The organism is Micromonospora sp. NPDC050784, assembly GCF_044456765.1.
In the GTDB taxonomy this organism is placed as follows: domain Bacteria; phylum Actinomycetota; class Actinomycetes; order Mycobacteriales; family Micromonosporaceae; genus Micromonospora; species Micromonospora foliorum.
This window is the reverse complement of the sequence record NZ_JBITGG010000014.1, coordinates 151,137-167,106: the sequence shown is the minus strand read 5'-3', so window position 1 is coordinate 167,106 and position 15,970 is coordinate 151,137. Positions and strand designations below refer to the sequence as shown.

Below are 15,970 nucleotides of genomic sequence, written 5' to 3'. Positions count from 1 at the left end.
TGCCCGTCCACGGTGCCGGTCCCGGCGGTGATGCCTCTGGCGCAACTCGACGGCGACCCTCGCCGCGCCGTCGATCACTCGGTCGGCTCGGAGTTGGTGCGGAACGTGATCAGCTCTCGACCAGCGCAATGTGCCCACCCAGAGTGCGCGTCGTACGCTCACTGACGGCTCTCCTTTATCTTCGGCAACAACGTACCGTCATCGCACCGCGCCCTGATTTCGCTCTTGTTGCCTCGGGACAGCAGCACCACCTGGATCTCCTTGATGGGCCCCGGGTCGTAGTTTCTGAGGCTGTATCCGGGGGCAGGATCGACGCTGACAACGCGAGCCTGATCGCCGGTGCAGAGCACAGTCACCACACCACCGAGCGCCCGAAGGGGTGTACCGGGCTTCGGGGAGGGCGGCGCCGGTGCGGCACCGGACGGCCTCGGCAGTTCCCCGGGGCTGGGTGCCGTCGGAGGGCCAGGGCTGGTCGAGGGACCGCCTCCGGCGGTAGGCCCAGCCGGCCCAGCCGGAGCGACCAGCGTGCGGCTTGGTCGTGAGGATGGTGCGGGCTCGGCGGAAGTCTGCCGGGGAGCAGGTGGTTCAGTGGCAGACGCATCGAAGGCGGTGCCGGGTGGGGTGGCACCGTCACGAGTCGCGGCCCCGCCCGATCTGCCATCGATAGGCATGAACTGGGGGAGCAGGAGCGACATGGTCCCTGCCGTCGCCAGCAGAACGGGGATCAACACGCCGTTTGGGATGCGGCGACGCCGACTGGCAGAGGAACCGGCGGTAGTCGGGGCCAACTCGGGTACCCGCTGCGCCGCCTGCTCCGCCCGCCGCTCGGCGTCATCGGTCAGACCGTGCAGGGCCGTCGCCACCTCCGCGGCGTCCGGCCGATCCGCGGGATCCCTGGTGAGGCAACGATCGAGGAGACCGCGAACCTCCGGTGACACTCCCTCAATATCAGGCAGCGGTGCCGGATCGACGTACACGTGAGCAGTCAACATCTGCGTGGGCGTCTCCGCCGACCAGGGCAGCTCGTTGGTCAGCGTTCGGTACAGCAACAGTCCGAGCGCGTAGACGTCGGAGGCAGGCAGGACGGTGCCACCGGCGAGCCGCTCGGGCGCGAGGTAGGCGGCGGTGCCCAACAGTTGACCGTCCGCCTCCAGCTCCGGCCGACCGACACTGGTGGCGATACCGAAATCCACCACCTTCACACCGGCCGGCGTCAGCATGACGTTGGACGGCTTGATGTCCCGGTGCACCAGATTGCGTTCATGCGCGGCGGCCAGCGCCTCGGCGACCTGCGCGCACGTCCGCATCGCGGCGGCCGGCGGCAGCGGACCGGTGGCAAGTCGCTGAGACAGCGTCTCGCCGGGCAGCAGTTCCATCACCACGTACGACACGTGACGGCCCGTGGCATCCGTGTGCTCGCCGTAGTCGTACACACTCGTGACGTGCGGGTGCCAGAGGCCCGCTGCGGCCCTGGCCTCTGCCCGGATGCGTTGTCGTGCGCCTCGGGCGGAGGCTTGTGTGCCGGCCAGGACCTTGACCGCCACCGCGCGCTCGAGAACGCGGTCCCACGCCCGCCAGACCACCGACATGCCACCAGCGCCAAGACTGCTCTCGACCTGATACCTGCCGTCCAAGAGATCACCGGCCATCACTGGGACAGCTTGCCAGAGTGGGCCGGCAGCGGCATGGCGACGCAATCTGACGCTCGTCAGAGGTTTTCATGATCAAAGTTCCCGTCGGACGCCCACCCAAGTAAAGGTCGGCAGCGACAGCGCCCTTCGCCGTACTGGAACGGCAGGGTGGCCCCGGTGAGGGCGTGACCTCGGCAGCTGCTCAAGTGCCCTAGGTTCCGGGTATCGGCCTGTCGTCGTGGTGTCTGGTAAGGGTGGCGGCCTCGATGAGTGACCTGCCGGTTTCGGCCGCCGTGACCCGCAGGATCAGGTAGGCGTCCTCGGCCGTGCTGTGGCGCTGGTGCATGATCATGCCGAGGGCCTGCTGGATGACGGCGCGCACGGCGAAGGCTTCGGTGAGTCCGCTGATGAGTTCCTCGGTGCCCGGGTCCGACGACGGCGGATCCGTGGCTGGGGTGGGGGTGCGCTCCGGGTCGTACACCGTCCAGACTCGAGCGGTCAGCGGTGCCACCGTGTCGGGATCGTGGCCGTAGAGGTTGAGCGCGGCGACGGGCACACCGGCACCGGCGAACAGCGGGATGGACAGCGATGCTCGCAGACCCAGGCCCAGCGCCGTCTCGCGGAACCCGGGCCAGGCCATGGTCGCCGCGATGTCCGGCACGGCGACCGGCACACCGGTGTCGAGCGCGTCCAGGCACGGCCCGGTCTGGTCGGCGTACTGGGCACGGTCGACAGCGAGTGCGATCTCGCTGCTCATGGCGACCGTTGTCGGCGCGTCGCCGCGCGTCCGGGTGACCGACGCGTAGCTCACCGGGGCCACGAGGTCAGCGGTCAACCGCACGATCCGCTGCAGCAGATCATCGATCAACGACGCGTCGGTCGGGGTTTCGGCGAGACTGACCAGAGCACCCGCGAGCAAGCCACGTACCTCCTGCCGGGATCCCGGCGGTGAGTACGGTGGCTTCGCCATCAGAAATCTCCCTCGGTAGTCGCTGGTCCAGTGCCCGATGGGAGTCAACTTACGCATCACCCGATGCGGCTGGCTGAGCCTGGTGCCCGTCCGGCTACGGGGCGGCGTTGAGCAGGTCCACCGCGATGTGCTGGCGGGCCGCGTCGGTGACGTCGACCGGTCCGGCCCAACGCAGGCCGTAGGTGTCCAGCGTGGTGCGGTTGTTGGCGAATGCCGTGTCGGCCTGCAGCCGCAGATAGCCGGTGTACGGATGGTCGCCGAGCGCGGCGTTGAGCTGGCCGAGCCCACGGACGTGTGGGCCCTTGAAGGATGCGCCATCGGCCCCGCAGTTGTTGTTCGGCTCGCACGGGTCGCGCAGGATGCCTCCCGAGTTGAGCTGGCTGCTGGTGGTGGCGGCGTTCGCGATCTGCCGGGCCCGGGTCAGCAGCGCCGCGTCGCCGGTGGCCCGGTGCAGCTCGGTCAACCCTGCCAACAGCACACCCTGGTTGTACGACCACACGGCGCTGCCGTTGTTGCGGCAGGTGGACAGGCTGATCCCGTCGGTCACCAGGTTCGAGCTGTTGATCATGCCGGTGCCCTGGAACCAGGCCCACTCCTGCCGCGCCCGTTGCAGATAGGCGGTGTCGCCCGGGATGCGATTGTGCAGCGCTGCGGTCACCTGCAGGTAGAGGCTGTTGGCGATGGCTGCCTTGTAGGCCCGGGCGGTGCTCCACCAGATGCCGCCGCCGCACCGGGTGTCCCAGTAGGCGCTCATGTGATCGGCGGCGGCGCGGGCGGTGGCCAGGTAACGCGCCTCGCCGGTGAGGTCGTAGGCGGCGATCCAGGCCATGGCCCACCAGCCGGTGTCGTCGAGGTACTCGTTGCGGAATTGGCCGAGCCACTTGTTGACGTTGCGGTCGTAGGTGTTGGCGATCGCGTACCGGTAGCTGCCCATCCCGCTCACCCGGATGTTCTCGATCACGGCGGTGAGCGCGTTAGCGGAGTTCCACCAGCCGGTCGTGTCGAACAGGCCGGTGTCGAGGTTGTAACTCATCATCAGCCCGGTGGCGGCGGCGGTCCGGCGGTTGCTGGCGTTCCAGGTCGACCGGGCCCACGCGGTACAGGCCGTCTCAGGCCGGTCACCGGCCTTGCCGCAGGCGCGCAGCGCCCCGACGCGGTAGGTGGTCCAGTTGTCCACGTTGTACATGGCGGTGCGGCCGGTCCCGACGCCGGTCGGGATCGGAGTCAGGCCGAGCCGGCCGTCGGCGGCGAAGGTGCGCCCGCCGTCGAAGGACCGCTCAAGCCACGTCTGGTCGCCTGAGTTGCCGTTGTCGATGACGGACCAGGCCATGGCGTCGATGTCGTTGAAGTGCAGCGAGATCTGCCGGCCGTAGATCGTCGCGGTGACCGGGGCCCGGTCGGACGGCGCCAACGCGGCGTCACGACCGTCGCAGTGCCGGTTGCAGATCGCGGCCAGGGCGGCGGGAGCGGCAGTCGCCGCGGCGGGCGTCGCCGTCACGCCTAACCCGGCGAGCATGCCGGCTGCCAACAGCACGGTGAGCCGGGAGAGTGCCAGCATGCTTCCTCCGGGAGTCGGCGGGACGACGTAGCGTCGTCGGCCCTGCACTCCGCACGTAGCGATGCGCCGGGACGGAAGGTGAACATCCGAGAACGTCCGCCTGTTTGGCCTGCACGCCGCTGCTGGCAAAGCAGATGCTAATAGTAATGGACATCAATGTCCAGATGGTCCGCCCCGGCCAGTTTGCGGCGGCCGACCACGGCGTTCCGCAGCTCCACGCGGGCGCGTGGACCCCGGCGCGAGCGGACAGCTGTTGGAGGCGTGAGCCGTGAAGCTCAGACCGGACCGGACTCGTTCGCCGGCAGGTGCAGGTGTTGTAGGTCTTCCGGGATCGGGAGGTCCGGGCGGTAGACCAGCAGCGGGGGCTGGTTGTCGGTGTCGGCGCGGGCGGCGGGAGCATCGGCCAGCGAGAACTGGTCCCGGAGTCGGCCGAAGAAGTCGTCGACGTCCGCGACGATGAGCTTCGCGCGGCGTCGGGCAGGGTAGACGGCGACCCAGTCGCCGGGGTCGAGGATTCCGTGTACGCGCCCATCGACGACGACGGCGACCTGACCCGATCGCGGAAGCACCTGGACACCGACGGGTTCGTCCGGGGCGGTGACCATGCTGCGGTTGAACGCCATGTGCGGGGCGACCGGGGTGAATACGAGGGCGTTGAGGCGCGGCGACAGGACCGGCCCGCCTGCGGCGAACGAGTACGCGGTGGAGCCCGTCGGCGAAGCGACCATGACGCCGTCGGCGGAGTAGGTGGCGAACAGCCGCCCGGACAGGTACACCGCGACGCTGGTCTGCCGGTCCCGGCCGAGTTTCTCGAACACGACGTCGTTCAGGGCGCTGAGGCCCAACGGGACACCCCAACCCATCTGGTCGGGCGTGCTCGGGCGGGGGATGGGCGGGGCGGGTGCGGGACCGCGGCCGTAGCGCAGCAGGGTCCGAAGCTCCGGTGGGACCTGCAGCGGGCGCGACGCCCGCAGGGTGAGCAGCATGCGTTGTTGGATGGGTGCGCGGCCGGTCAGGGCGGCGCCGAGCACCCTCGGCAGGTCCGTGGCCGCGAACGGGGTGAGGAAGCCGACCCGGCCGGCCTTCACGCCGAGAACGGGTGCGTCGGCCTCGACGGCGACGGCCAGTCCGCGTAGGAGAGTTCCGTCGCCGCCGATAGTGACGACGAGCCGCGGTCGCTGCGCCATGTCGGCCAGCACGTCGGCGGGGCTGCACTCGTCCTGCCAGACGTTCAGGGCCTGCGACGCCGCACCGTGCTCGGCGCAGATCCGCGACACCAGCTTCGCCGTCTCAGCAGCTTGCGGTCGGGTCGGGTGCACGACGACGCCAACGAGCATGCGACCCTCCACGTCCTCTCGGCTACCGACCTCATCTTGGCGTGCGGACGCTGCGGCTGGCTGCCACTCTGAGGACGCTGCTTGGCCTGACAAGGTGATCCGCGTGCAAGACCACCCTACTGACCCGGGCGGGTGGCTTGCTGGGTCGTGAGTTCGAGCAGAAGTTCGACTGCGCGATGTGTTCCGCCTTCGGAGCGCACCTGCTCTCCAATCTCAGCGGCCCTACGGGACGTCGTGGTGTCGGATCTCGTCGCTTCGACTGCTTGGATGAGGCGTTCGGCGGTGATCTGCCGCTGTGGGATGGGGTCTGGGGCAACCCCGATGGATCGCATTCGCTCGGACCAGAACGGCTGGTCACCGGTGAAGGGGCAGATCACCTGGGGGCGTCCGGCGAGCAGTGCGGCAGCTGTCGTTCCTGCTCCGCCGTGGTGGATGACCGCTGCGGTGCGGGGGAAGAGCCAGTCGTGCGGAGCTTCGTCGACGACGTGGACGTTGTCGGTGTTCGAGCCTGCCAGGGCGATCCCGCCGGCACCGGTTGCGACAACGGCTCGCAGGCCGGTTTCCTGGACTGTCTGTTGGACCATCTCGCCGATCGCCTCGGGGTTCTGGCCTCGCATGCTGCCGAAGCCGACATAGATCGGCGGTGCTCCGCCGTCGAGGAACCTGGCCAGGGCGGGCGACGGGCCCTGGCCCTCGCTGGCGAGGGTCCAGTATCCCGTGACGGGCGCGTGTCCGGGCCAGTCGGCCGGCTGCGGCAGGACGTGGCGACTGAACGCCTGCAGTACGAAGGCGGGGCCTCCGTCGGGGCGGCGGAACGGGTCACCGGATCCACGCCGGGACACCAGTCCGAGTCGTGCACGCCAATGCTTCCCTACCGCTCCGAGGAGCATCTGAGGTGCGAGCGCGGCCGGCCGGTAGCTCAAACGGTTGAAGGATCTGGGCAGCCACGACGGGGCCCACATCGGGCACGGAAAGGCGCTGGTCGGAACCCAGTTCGGCTGGAGTGCCACCGGGACCGAGGGGACGCCGAGAGCCTCGGCGAGGTGCTGGCCGGGGAGCATGGTGTGGTGCACAACGACGTCGGTCTGGGCGGGAACGGCCGAGGTGATGTCGTCGAGCACGGCGGCCATGTACTGCCGGGTCCGGCGCACCACCTCGACGGCTGTCCGTTTCGCCTTCAGCCCGCGGTAGTTCGTCGCGAGTGCCTCTTGGATGTGGGGCTCGTCGGTGAGCCGGTTCCACCGGTCGTCTAGGGGCGCGAACGGAACGCCGTCGGCGGCGGCGAGCGACTCGTAACACGCCGGCCCGGCCACCAGCACCTCGTGGCCGGCGTCGGACAGCGCGCGCCCCAGGGCGACGAACGGCTGTACGTCGCCACGCGTCCCGAACGCGAGCACGAATGCCTTCATGCTGCTGAGATCCCCTCTGGTCGACCGCGTTCCGAGGCCCGTTTGAAACCGGGAGTCGGCCCCGTTGACCTGGCTGAAATTTCAGTGCCGAGCATGCCTGTCGTGGCGGTGGGTGGTCAAGTCCGGTTGCCGAGAGCGTGCGATGTCGCCTGGGGTCGGGGTGGTGGGGCGGGCTAGGGTTTCCTCTTGTGACCGACCAGGGTGCGACCGGGGAGGCTTCGCTGACGCAGCAGGCCTACGCTGCTCTGCGCACCCGGATCGTGACCTGTGAGCTCCCGCCCGGGTCGTCGCTCACGGAGCGGGGACTGGCCCGTTCGACTCCATACGGGCTGACTCCGATTCGTCGGGCGCTCGCTCGTCTGGACCGCGACGGGTTGGTCATCACGCTGCCCCGGGCCGGTTACGTCGTGAGCCCCCTCGACGTACAGGAAGTGTCGGAGCTGGTCGAGGCGTGGGATCTCATCGGCCCCGAGCTTGTCCGTCTGGGCTTGGAGCGCCTTTCCGACGTCGAGGCGCAAGAGCTTGCCGGGCTGCTGAGCGAGTGGTCCCCGCCCGATACGGGCGGTGAGTATCAGGTGGAGGCGGTCCTGCGCTTCTCTGAGCTGTCGAGGCGTGTCTTCCAGCTCCTGGCCATCGCAAGCGCGAACCGCTGGTTGCGGTCAACCTTCGAGCAGCTCTCGGACCAGATGTCGCGCCTGTGGGTCACCCTGCTCAGGGGCCGCGAAGTCCCGGAACAGCTACGGCAGCTCATCGACCGCTGGAACCGACACATCGCAGGCCGGCAGCCCGAAGAGATTGCCGAGTACCTACCGCAGTTGATCAGAGACAGTGGCCGAGCGGCACGTGACCTGTTCGCGTCGGACCTCAGCCAAGATTCCGAACGACGGCGGCTGCCTCACTAAGGCGGCGGAGCTGGCTGGGGTGCCAGCGCTGGCACCGATCAGGCACAGGGCCGGCGGTCACGATTCGTCGGCGGTCGGCGCACTGGTCTTACCGGTAGCCTGGATTCCATGGCTACCGTGCTGCGGAGGATGTCGTCTACGGCGGTCGTTGCCGTAGGTGTGCTCGCCGCCCTCACGTCGTGTTCGGCGGATTCTCCGGATGGGTCCGGCGCCGAGTCGTCGGCTTCCGACGGCGCATCGACTCCGACCCAGGCGGCCACGCCGTCGCCGTCGCCGTCGCCGTCGCCGTCGCCGTCACCGAGCGGGCCGTGCGCTGACGGGACGTGCCAGATCGAGGTCGCCGTGGGCGACGTGGTGGCCGTACCGGAGAGGTACGGTCTCGGGCCGATCGAGGTTACGGGGATCACCGCCGCCGCGGTCGAGATGGTCGCGCCTCTGACCGGGTCGGGTTACAGCGTTTCGGGCTGTTCGGGTGGCGGCGGCGTGTCGTCGCAAGGCGGCGGCGGTGTCGAAATGAGCTGCCGGGCGGGGACCGTCGCGACCATCAACGACGTCATGCGCTTCGAGGTGGTCAAGATCAGCGGCGCTGGCGCCGTCCTGCGTATCGAACCGGCCGGGTGACGTCTGAAGCCTCAGCTGCCGACGGAGCGGGTCCAGAGCGAGACCGGGCGGTGATTCCTGTCCGACGGACCCGGAAACCGATCGGTGCCAGGCCTGACCGTCAGAGCACCATCTGCATGAAGACGTCGGCGCGGGCGTACGGCGGTAGCGGGATCTGCTCCGGGCTGACGTGCGTGAAGCCGGCGGATTCGTAGAGGTGCACCGCGTTGGGGAGCTTGGTGCTGCTGCCCAGGAACAGGGTGGACGCGTTGAGCGTGCGGGCGCGGTCGATCGCCGCCTCGATCAGCTGCCGACCGATGCCCTTGCCGCGTACCGCCGGGGCCACGGCCATCTTCGACAGCTCGAAGACGTCGTCCGAGCTGCGGACCAGAGCGACACAGCCGACGATCTTCCCGCCGTCGCGGACGATCAGCACGTCGCCACCCGGGTCGACGATGGCGGCGAACGGGTCGTCGAGAGTTCTGCGGTCCGACTCCTCGATGGTGAAGAAGCGGGAGATCCATTCCTCGTTCAGCGTCCGGAAGGCGTCGGCCTCTGCGGCGGTCGTCATGGACGTGATGGTCAGCGTGCTCGAGGTCATGCATCAATCGTCACATCGCTGCTATCCAAACGTCCAATATCTTGTTCGGAGGAATCCGTATCGTTGAAGTATGGAACCCGAGTTGCGCCACCTGCGCTACTTCGTCGCCGTCGCCGAAGAGCTGCACTTCAGTCGGGCCGCGGCGCGGCTGCGGATGGCCCAACCGCCGCTCTCGCAGCAGATCCGTCAGCTCGAGGCGATGATCGGTACGCCGCTGTTCGTTCGCACCTCCCGGTCGGTGGCGCTGACGCCCGCGGGGGAGGCGTACCTGGAACGGTGCCGGCGGGTGCTGGCCACCGTGGCCGATGACGTGCACGAGGCGGGCCGGATCGGGCGCGGGGAGCAAGGGCGCTTCGACATCGGTTTCGTCAGCTCGGCGATCCAGCTCGGGCTGGCTGCGCCGATCCGTCGTTTCCGCGAGCGTCATCCGGCCGTCCACCTGCGCCTGCACGAGGCGTACACGGCGCACATCATCGACCGGTTGCTGACCGGCGAGGTCGATCTCGGCGTGGTCCGGGACGCGGAAGACCACGACGAACTGGTCGCCACCGCGTTCGCCGTCGAGTCCTTTGTCGCCGTCCTGCCGGCCGAGCACCCGCACGCGGGCGATCTGGCGATCAATGCCGCGGCGCTGCGGCACGACCCGTTCGTCTTCTTTCCGAGGCTGGCCGGCGAGCGGGCATACCAGCGCAATCTCCGGCCGTGCCTGGAGGCCGGCTACACCCCGCGCATCGTCCAGGACGCCAGCAGTTGGGCCACGGTGGCGCACCTGGTCGCGGCTGGTCTCGGGGTGACGATCGCCCCGGCGAGCGTGTCCGCCGTGGTGCCTGCTTCGGTACGCGTGCTGCCGCTGACCGGCACCGGGGCCACCACCGAGCTGCAAATCCTGCGTCGTCGGGGTGACGACCGGGTCACCTCGACGGGCTTCGGAACCGAGGGTGGGCCGACCTGATCCCGCGTCCCGGCGCCCGGTCCGATGGACGGTGGAGCAGCCGTGAGTGAAGCCGTCGCGGTGACCAGCATCCCCGGGGATGACGCATCGGCCTCCGCGGCGGCGGCCCGGGTCCGCGTCGCGGCAGGGCCTCACTGTTTCCGTGGATCGTCGCGGGCGTCGACGTACTCCAGTGAAATGGGACCGATCGCAGTCACCTGTGTGACGTACTCACCGGACTTTGCCCAGTGGTAATGGGAGGTCCCTCCCGGCAGAATCACGACCGCGCCTGGCGGGTAAGCCTGCAACTTCTCCTCGTCGAACTCATCGCCCAACCCGATGTAGAAGACCCCGGAGACGACTGTGTAGACCCGATCCTCCCGGTGCCGGTGCGGCATCAGTCTCTCGCCCGCAGGCAGCTTGACCCGCACCACGAAAGGCTCGGGCTTCGATGCGTCGCCCACCACGACGGCGAGACGGGCCGCCGGCGGGAACCCCGCGAACGGCTGCCAATCCAAGTCGTGCGGCAGAACCGACCTGAAAACGTCCTGACCGATGTGGTGCCCACTCATTCCAGCGACCGTTCTGTCGAAGAGAGACCAGACATCAGTTCGTGCCACCCGTGTACGTCCGGTGGCCCCGGCCACGACGGTTCAGGGCAGGCGGCAGTCCGATAGAGCTTCGTGGAGGTCTTCTGACCGAATGACAGCACGAAGCCGGCGGGGGAGATGTCAACGTTCACGACGAGTCAGCCGATCGTGCGGCCCCTGCTGCGGCGGACGCGAAAGCGAACGAGCGGTCGTGGCGTGATGTCGGCCGCGGATCGTGCAGCCGCACGGACGGGGGCCCTGCATTATCCGTGACTACGGCGTGAGAACGATTCTTCCGAAGACCTCGCCAGCGTCCATCTTCTGGTGCGCCACCACCGCCTGCTCCAGCGGCAGGATCTCGTGCACCACGGTCTGGAGCTCCCCACGGTCGGCGGCGGCGAACTGCTCCGCTCGCACCGCTTGTCGAGCGGCCTCCGTCACCGTCGCCGCGCTGAAGGTGGCGAACGACATCGACTTCTGGAACGCGGCCATCAACCTCGTCCCGAAGTCCGCGGGCGGTTGGCCGCCGACCGCGCCGACAGCCACGGGCCGGCCGTTGGGGTTGAGTCGGTCGAGGAACGCGGGCATGCCCGGACCCGCGACGACGTCGATGATGACGTCGTAGCCGGTGGGATCGTCCGAACCTCCTGCCCCGGACCGGTCCAGCAGGTGGGTCGCACCAAGGCCACGGAGTCGACGGCCGCGGTCAGATCCAATTTACCGATATCTATAAGCTGCAGTTGAGCACTGGTCACCACGAGAGGATCTTCGATGACGGTCTTGAAACGTTACAGGGCGAGCGCGGCGCTGGTCGGGCTCCTGCTGGTCGGCACCTCCAGCTCGCCGGCCTCGGCGGCGTCCCCGACGGTGAATACGCCGACCACGACCACGCTGACCATTCAGGGCCGCACCGCGGAGAGCTACACCGGCCTGATGAACGGCGAATCATTCCAGCAGGACGGCATCGTCTCGCACCGCCGATGGCAGTATGCGGCGTTCTGGGACGAGCAGGGCTACGTCAACGTCTCCCGGCGTCCGACGAACGGCACGTGGCAGACCATCCGCCTGACGGACTACCGCACCACCACCACCGACTCACACAACGTGATCAGCATCGGGCTCTCGCACGAGGACGGAAGCATCCACCTCTCGTTCGACATGCACTCCCAGCGGTTCCGCTACCGCAAGTCGGTGGCCGGCATCGCCACCTCACCGGACACCGCCACCTGGTCACCAGGCATCTTCGGCGCCGTGCAGAACAGCCTCGCCGGACGCGACATGGCGGTCATGACCTATCCGCAGTTCACCACCATGCCCGACGGCAGTCTGCAACTGACGATCCGTACCGGGGAGAGTGGGAACGGCAACCAGGTCCTGTTCGAATATCGGGCTGGCGCGTGGAACTTCGTCGGCAAGATCATGAATGGCACCACGCTCGGCAACAATGCCTACCTGTTCGGCTTCCAATACGACGGGCAGGGTGTGCTGCACATGACCTGGACCGTCCGGGAGACCTTCGACGCGAGCACCAACCACGACCTCTACTACGCGTACAGCACGGACCGAGGCCGAACGTGGCGCAGTGGTTCGGGCGCGCTGATCGGCACCGCTGACTCCAGCCCGATCTCGACGACCAACGCCGCGGCGCGGTTCTGGGCGATCGGACAGAACCGCGGCCTGATGAACCAGGAATCGCAGACCGTCGACTCGGCGGGCAACGTACACGTCCTGGCCTCCCACCTGCCGCCGTCGGCACCCGATGACACCGCCTTCACTCGCGCCCGCACCAGCGCCGTGCTCGTCCACTACTGGCGTGAGGCGGCGACCGGCCAGTGGCGCCAGCGGATCCTCGGCTACCAGGCGGGTGTCAGTCGCGGCGACATCGGCGTCGACTCCCGGGACAACCTGTTCGTGGTCAGCGCCGACTCGAACACGGGGGTGTTGCAGGTCGCGACCGCGTCCCGAGCCTCGGTCTGGTCGGACTGGGCCGTGCGTTACCGGTCCACGGCGACCTTCACCTCCGATCCGCTGCTCGACCACCGCCTGCTGAAGTCCAACAACATCGCCAGCGTCTTCGCACCGCACCAGGGCGGCAGCCGGATCGATGTCCTGAACTTCACCAGCGCCGGGAACTGACTGACCCGGCCGGGGGCACCTCCCGGTCAACTCGATGCCGCCGCCGCTTCGCTAACGGGACGTGGCGGAGTCGATGCCGAGCAACTGCGCGACGGCGTCCGGGCGATCCAGTGGTACGAGATGGCCGCTGTTGGCAATCAGCTCACCGGTCAGGTCATCGGCGATCGAGGTGAGCTGCCGGTAGAGCAGGTCGCCGACGGTGTTGCCGCCGACGGCCAGGGTGGGAGGGGTCAGCCGGCCGGCCGCGGAGATCGCTGCCGCGTTCCGCTCGGCGGCGCGGTAGTAGCCGAAGCCGCAGCGCAGCGCCTCACGGCCGGTGTAAGCGCTGACGAAGGCGTCTCGGATTTCCGAGGGCACACCCCGACGCTCGAAGGTGCCGGCCGTGAGGAACCAGTCGAGGTATTCGGCCTCGTGGCCTTCGAGCACCGTCTCGGCGAGCCCAGGGGGCGAGTGGAAGCCGAACCACCACGGTGGTGTCGGGAAGCCGCCGGGCAGGCCGGGCAGTGTCGCCTCCATCAGCACCAAGCGGCGCACCCGGGCCGGGTGCAGGGCGCCGAGCAGGAAAGCGGCGGGCACGCCCGCGTCCAGGGCGACGACCTCGGCCTGCTCGACGCCCAGCGCGTCGAGCAGGCCGAGCATGTCGCCGGCGCCGGTCACCGCGTCGAAGCCGTCCGCCGCGCGAGCGCTGTCGCCGAGCCCTCGCAGGTCTGGTGCGATGACGCGGCGCCGCCCGCCGAGCAACGGCAGCACCTCGCGCCAGACCTGCCAGGTGTGCGGCCAACCGTGCATCAGCAGCACTGGCGGGCCCGCGCCGTCCAGGGCGACGTTCAACTCGGTGCCGTTGGTCCGGATCCTGCGCAATTCCATGTCTGGTCTCCTGCTGGTTACCATTGGTTACCTGCTTAACATGGGAGACGCGTGATGGCTTGGCAAGACGGCACTTTCGCGCCACCTGGTGAGCCGGGGGTAACCGGGGATATATTCAGCCCGGAATGTCCGACTCGGCAACTGCTGGACCGGATCGGCGACAAATGGACGTCGATGCTGATCAAGGTGCTGGCGGAGCATCATCCGGTAGAGCTCGGGTTCGCGGAACTGCGGCGCCGTGCCCCTGGGGTGTCGAACAAGATGTTGTCGCAGACGCTGCAAAGCCTCTGTCGCGACGGCCTGGTGACTCGCCGGGTCGAGGCGAGCGTGCCGCCCCGCGTCTACTACGGGCTCACGAGCCTGGGACTTTCCCTGGACGCCCCGCTGGCAGTGGTCCGAGCGTGGGCCGAGCAGCACATTTCAGCAATTGAAGAGAGCCGTCGCGGACCTGCCCAGTAGCGGCGCCTCGCCGCGGAGCGGGTTGGTCGGCGGCCGGCTTTTGGTCATCAAGATCATGGCCGACGCGGCGGTGGCGTCGGCTGGTGGCCAGCCGACGAAGGGGGGCCACCAGCCGAAACAGCGGGAAAACGGAATCCGCGTCTGTTAGTTTCGCGACTCGGTGTCCGAATTGTTTGCGTCAGCGAGGGGCGAGGCCGCCCGGTCCTGAGCGTCCTCAACCCCGGACTGGGCGCCCTGTGGAGAGACCTCCCCGTCGTAGTTGTAGACCCGCAACTCGGCGCCATCGACCTGGCGATGCTGGCTCGTGTGGATGTAGCGGTGGATCAGCCCATCGATCTCCAACTCCACCAGCCCAGCATCGTTGGCCGCGTACCGGCTTCCGTCGCGCGGACCACCAATCAAAATCGCATCATCATCTTTCGCCATGTCCGGTATCTACCCACTCCGCTGCTCGTCCAATCGGTCTGTCTCGCCCACGGGCGCGCTGCCGCTGGGCGTGCAGGCAGCGACAACGGCCGGCCTGGGCGGCGGCGTCACGACGTGCGGTAGTGGCCGGTGAGCCGACCGAGCTTCATGGCCAGGTGCAGGCACAGCCGTTCGTTGCCGTCCTTGAGGTCGGTCCCGGCGAGCTGTTCCACCCGTTGCAGCCGGTAGTAGAGGGTGGTCCGGTGCAGTCGAAGCTTCTCGGCGGTGGCATGCGCGTTGCCCGCCAGGTCGAGGTAGGCCTCCAGGGTCTCCAGCAGCACCTGGTGGGCGTCGTCGCGCAGCAGCCGCTCCAGCCCGGGATGGACGCCCGCCACGTCGAGGTGCTGGCTGTCCAGTTGGGACAGCACCCGGTAGATGCCCAGACCGGCCCAGGAGACCACCCGGCCCAGCGCGGGCAGTTGCGTACCGACCCGGGCGGCCTGCGCGGCCTCCTGGTAGGACTCGATTGCGTTGGACAGCCGGGCGCGTGGCTGGCCGATCCCGGTCACGGTCCGGTCCACCGAGGCCAGGCCCCGGGTCGCGGTGCCCAGCGCCTCGTCGAGGTGCCCGGCGGAGGCTTCCGGCGAGGGCCGGCCGGCGACCCGGTCGCCGCAGACCAGCAGCACCCCGTGGTCGTGCCAGACCAGGTGCAGCGTCTCCCGTACCCCGATCCACCGGCGGGTGGTGACCAGGGCCTGTTCCAGGGCGATGCGGGACACCTCGTCGGGTTGCCGCCCGGCGGCCGGCACGAGTTGGGCGACGAGCGCGACGGTCGACCCGTCGGCGACCACCACGCCCTCCTCCAGCAGCGCCCGCGCCGCGTGCTCGCGCGCCTGCCGGCTCTCCACCAGCAGGGTGCGGGTGGCCTCGGTCTCTCGCTGCGAGGCGAGCTCACCGAGCAGGTTCTCCCGGTACAGGGCCAGCGACAGGTCGGTGAAGGGGCCGGTCGCGGTGGCGATGTCGGCGTCGGTCATCGAGCCGTCCGCGTCGATGAACCAGACGAACCCGAGCAGCAGGTCGTCGTGCCGGATCGGCACGCAAACCCTCGCCAACAGGTCCAACTCGGCGCACGCGGGGGTGCGGATCGGCGCGTGCGCCGTGAGCACGCCCTTGTCTCGGAACCAGGCGATCACCTCCGGCGTCGTCTGCCGGCGCAGGATCGACGTCCGGCGGACGTCGTCCATTGGGCCGTCGTGCTCGCTGTAGGCGACCACCCGCTGTCGGCGGTCCTCGATGAGGGCGGGTCGCCCCACCCGGGCGGCGACGGCGTCGACGATTCGCTGGAGCTCACCGTGCATGTAACTCCCATGGTTGCGCTGCGTGACAGGGATCGCGCGACCGCCAGTCCTTACCCTCCGGTGCCGGTGGGTCATCGCGCAAGGTCCACTGTCGAAGTCACGACAAAAAGAGGTGCGGCACCGCGTCTGTTCCGGCATCTGTCCGAAGACCGGTGGCGGCAGACGTTCCTAGGGTTCCGGTACGGATCGCACCGGCGACGCCCCGCGCGGTGCGGG

16 protein-coding genes are annotated in these 15,970 nt (G+C 68.9%); 5 read left to right on the top strand and 11 right to left on the bottom strand.

The features are described from left to right. Positions 1–158: 158 nt before the first annotated feature. From ACIBD9_RS20425 to ACIBD9_RS20405, 5 genes are all read right to left on the bottom strand, one after another. The gene (locus ACIBD9_RS20425) at positions 159–1,649 is read right to left on the bottom strand and encodes a serine/threonine-protein kinase (protein ID WP_396719772.1); all 1,491 of its coding nucleotides are present in this window, start codon (positions 1,647–1,649) and stop codon (positions 159–161) included. Positions 1,650–1,842: 193 nt separating this feature from the next. Beyond that, entirely contained in the window at positions 1,843–2,601 is a 759-nt protein-coding gene (locus ACIBD9_RS20420; protein ID WP_396719770.1) for a GAF and ANTAR domain-containing protein, read from the bottom strand. 94 nt (positions 2,602–2,695) lie between these two features. Further along, positions 2,696–4,159 carry a glycoside hydrolase family 76 protein gene (locus ACIBD9_RS20415; protein ID WP_396719768.1) on the bottom strand — a complete coding sequence of 488 codons (1,464 nt, stop codon included), beginning with the start codon at positions 4,157–4,159 and terminating at the stop codon, positions 2,696–2,698. A gap of 275 nt (positions 4,160–4,434) precedes the next feature. Continuing rightward, the gene (locus tag ACIBD9_RS20410; RefSeq protein ID WP_396719766.1) at positions 4,435–5,496 is read right to left on the bottom strand and encodes an NAD(+)/NADH kinase; all 1,062 of its coding nucleotides are present in this window, start codon (positions 5,494–5,496) and stop codon (positions 4,435–4,437) included. A gap of 116 nt (positions 5,497–5,612) precedes the next feature. Then, positions 5,613–6,905, bottom strand: a complete 1,293-nt coding sequence (locus ACIBD9_RS20405; RefSeq protein ID WP_396719764.1) for a glycosyltransferase — start codon at positions 6,903–6,905, stop codon at positions 5,613–5,615. Between the two features lie 188 nt (positions 6,906–7,093). Between ACIBD9_RS20405 and ACIBD9_RS20400 the strand changes: the two genes are divergently transcribed. Next, positions 7,094–7,807, top strand: coding sequence for a GntR family transcriptional regulator (locus ACIBD9_RS20400; RefSeq protein ID WP_396719762.1), 714 nt, complete (start codon positions 7,094–7,096; stop codon positions 7,805–7,807). 108 nt (positions 7,808–7,915) lie between these two features. Continuing rightward, positions 7,916–8,428 carry a hypothetical protein gene (locus tag ACIBD9_RS20395; RefSeq protein ID WP_396719760.1) on the top strand — a complete coding sequence of 171 codons (513 nt, stop codon included), beginning with the start codon at positions 7,916–7,918 and terminating at the stop codon, positions 8,426–8,428. A gap of 100 nt (positions 8,429–8,528) precedes the next feature. Here ACIBD9_RS20395 and ACIBD9_RS20390 read toward each other — a convergent pair whose 3' ends face one another. Beyond that, entirely contained in the window at positions 8,529–9,008 is a 480-nt protein-coding gene (locus ACIBD9_RS20390; protein WP_396719758.1) for a GNAT family N-acetyltransferase, read from the bottom strand. Positions 9,009–9,078: 70 nt separating this feature from the next. Here ACIBD9_RS20390 and ACIBD9_RS20385 point away from each other — a divergent pair, with 70 nt between their 5' ends. Further along, entirely contained in the window at positions 9,079–9,960 is an 882-nt protein-coding gene (locus tag ACIBD9_RS20385) for a LysR substrate-binding domain-containing protein (RefSeq protein ID WP_396719756.1), read from the top strand. A 131-nt stretch (positions 9,961–10,091) separates the two neighbouring features. Here ACIBD9_RS20385 and ACIBD9_RS20380 read toward each other — a convergent pair whose 3' ends face one another. Together ACIBD9_RS20380 and ACIBD9_RS20375 are read right to left on the bottom strand one after the other, a co-directional pair. Continuing rightward, positions 10,092–10,511 (bottom strand): cupin domain-containing protein, encoded by a 420-nt coding sequence (locus tag ACIBD9_RS20380; RefSeq protein WP_396719754.1) that lies wholly within the window; start codon positions 10,509–10,511, stop codon positions 10,092–10,094. 291 nt (positions 10,512–10,802) lie between these two features. Then, entirely contained in the window at positions 10,803–11,246 is a 444-nt protein-coding gene (locus ACIBD9_RS20375) for a zinc-binding dehydrogenase (protein ID WP_396719824.1), read from the bottom strand. 54 nt (positions 11,247–11,300) lie between these two features. Here ACIBD9_RS20375 and ACIBD9_RS20370 point away from each other — a divergent pair, with 54 nt between their 5' ends. Then, positions 11,301–12,665 (top strand): BNR repeat-containing protein, encoded by a 1,365-nt coding sequence (locus tag ACIBD9_RS20370; RefSeq protein WP_396719752.1) that lies wholly within the window; start codon positions 11,301–11,303, stop codon positions 12,663–12,665. 51 nt (positions 12,666–12,716) lie between these two features. Here the strand turns inward: ACIBD9_RS20370 and ACIBD9_RS20365 are convergent, their stop codons facing one another. Then, positions 12,717–13,532: an alpha/beta fold hydrolase gene (locus tag ACIBD9_RS20365; RefSeq protein ID WP_396719750.1), complete on the bottom strand. Its 816-nt coding sequence runs from the start codon at positions 13,530–13,532 to the stop codon at positions 12,717–12,719. A 54-nt stretch (positions 13,533–13,586) separates the two neighbouring features. On the opposite strand from ACIBD9_RS20365, the gene ACIBD9_RS20360 reads away from it, so the two are divergent. Beyond that, positions 13,587–13,991: a winged helix-turn-helix transcriptional regulator gene (locus ACIBD9_RS20360; RefSeq protein WP_396719748.1), complete on the top strand. Its 405-nt coding sequence runs from the start codon at positions 13,587–13,589 to the stop codon at positions 13,989–13,991. Between the two features lie 144 nt (positions 13,992–14,135). On the opposite strand, the gene ACIBD9_RS20355 is transcribed toward ACIBD9_RS20360, so the two are convergent. Further along, positions 14,136–14,417, bottom strand: a complete 282-nt coding sequence (locus ACIBD9_RS20355; RefSeq protein WP_396719746.1) for a hypothetical protein — start codon at positions 14,415–14,417, stop codon at positions 14,136–14,138. A gap of 107 nt (positions 14,418–14,524) precedes the next feature. Beyond that, positions 14,525–15,754, bottom strand: coding sequence for a PucR family transcriptional regulator (locus tag ACIBD9_RS20350; protein ID WP_396719744.1), 1,230 nt, complete (start codon positions 15,752–15,754; stop codon positions 14,525–14,527). Positions 15,755–15,970: the final 216 nt, after the last annotated feature.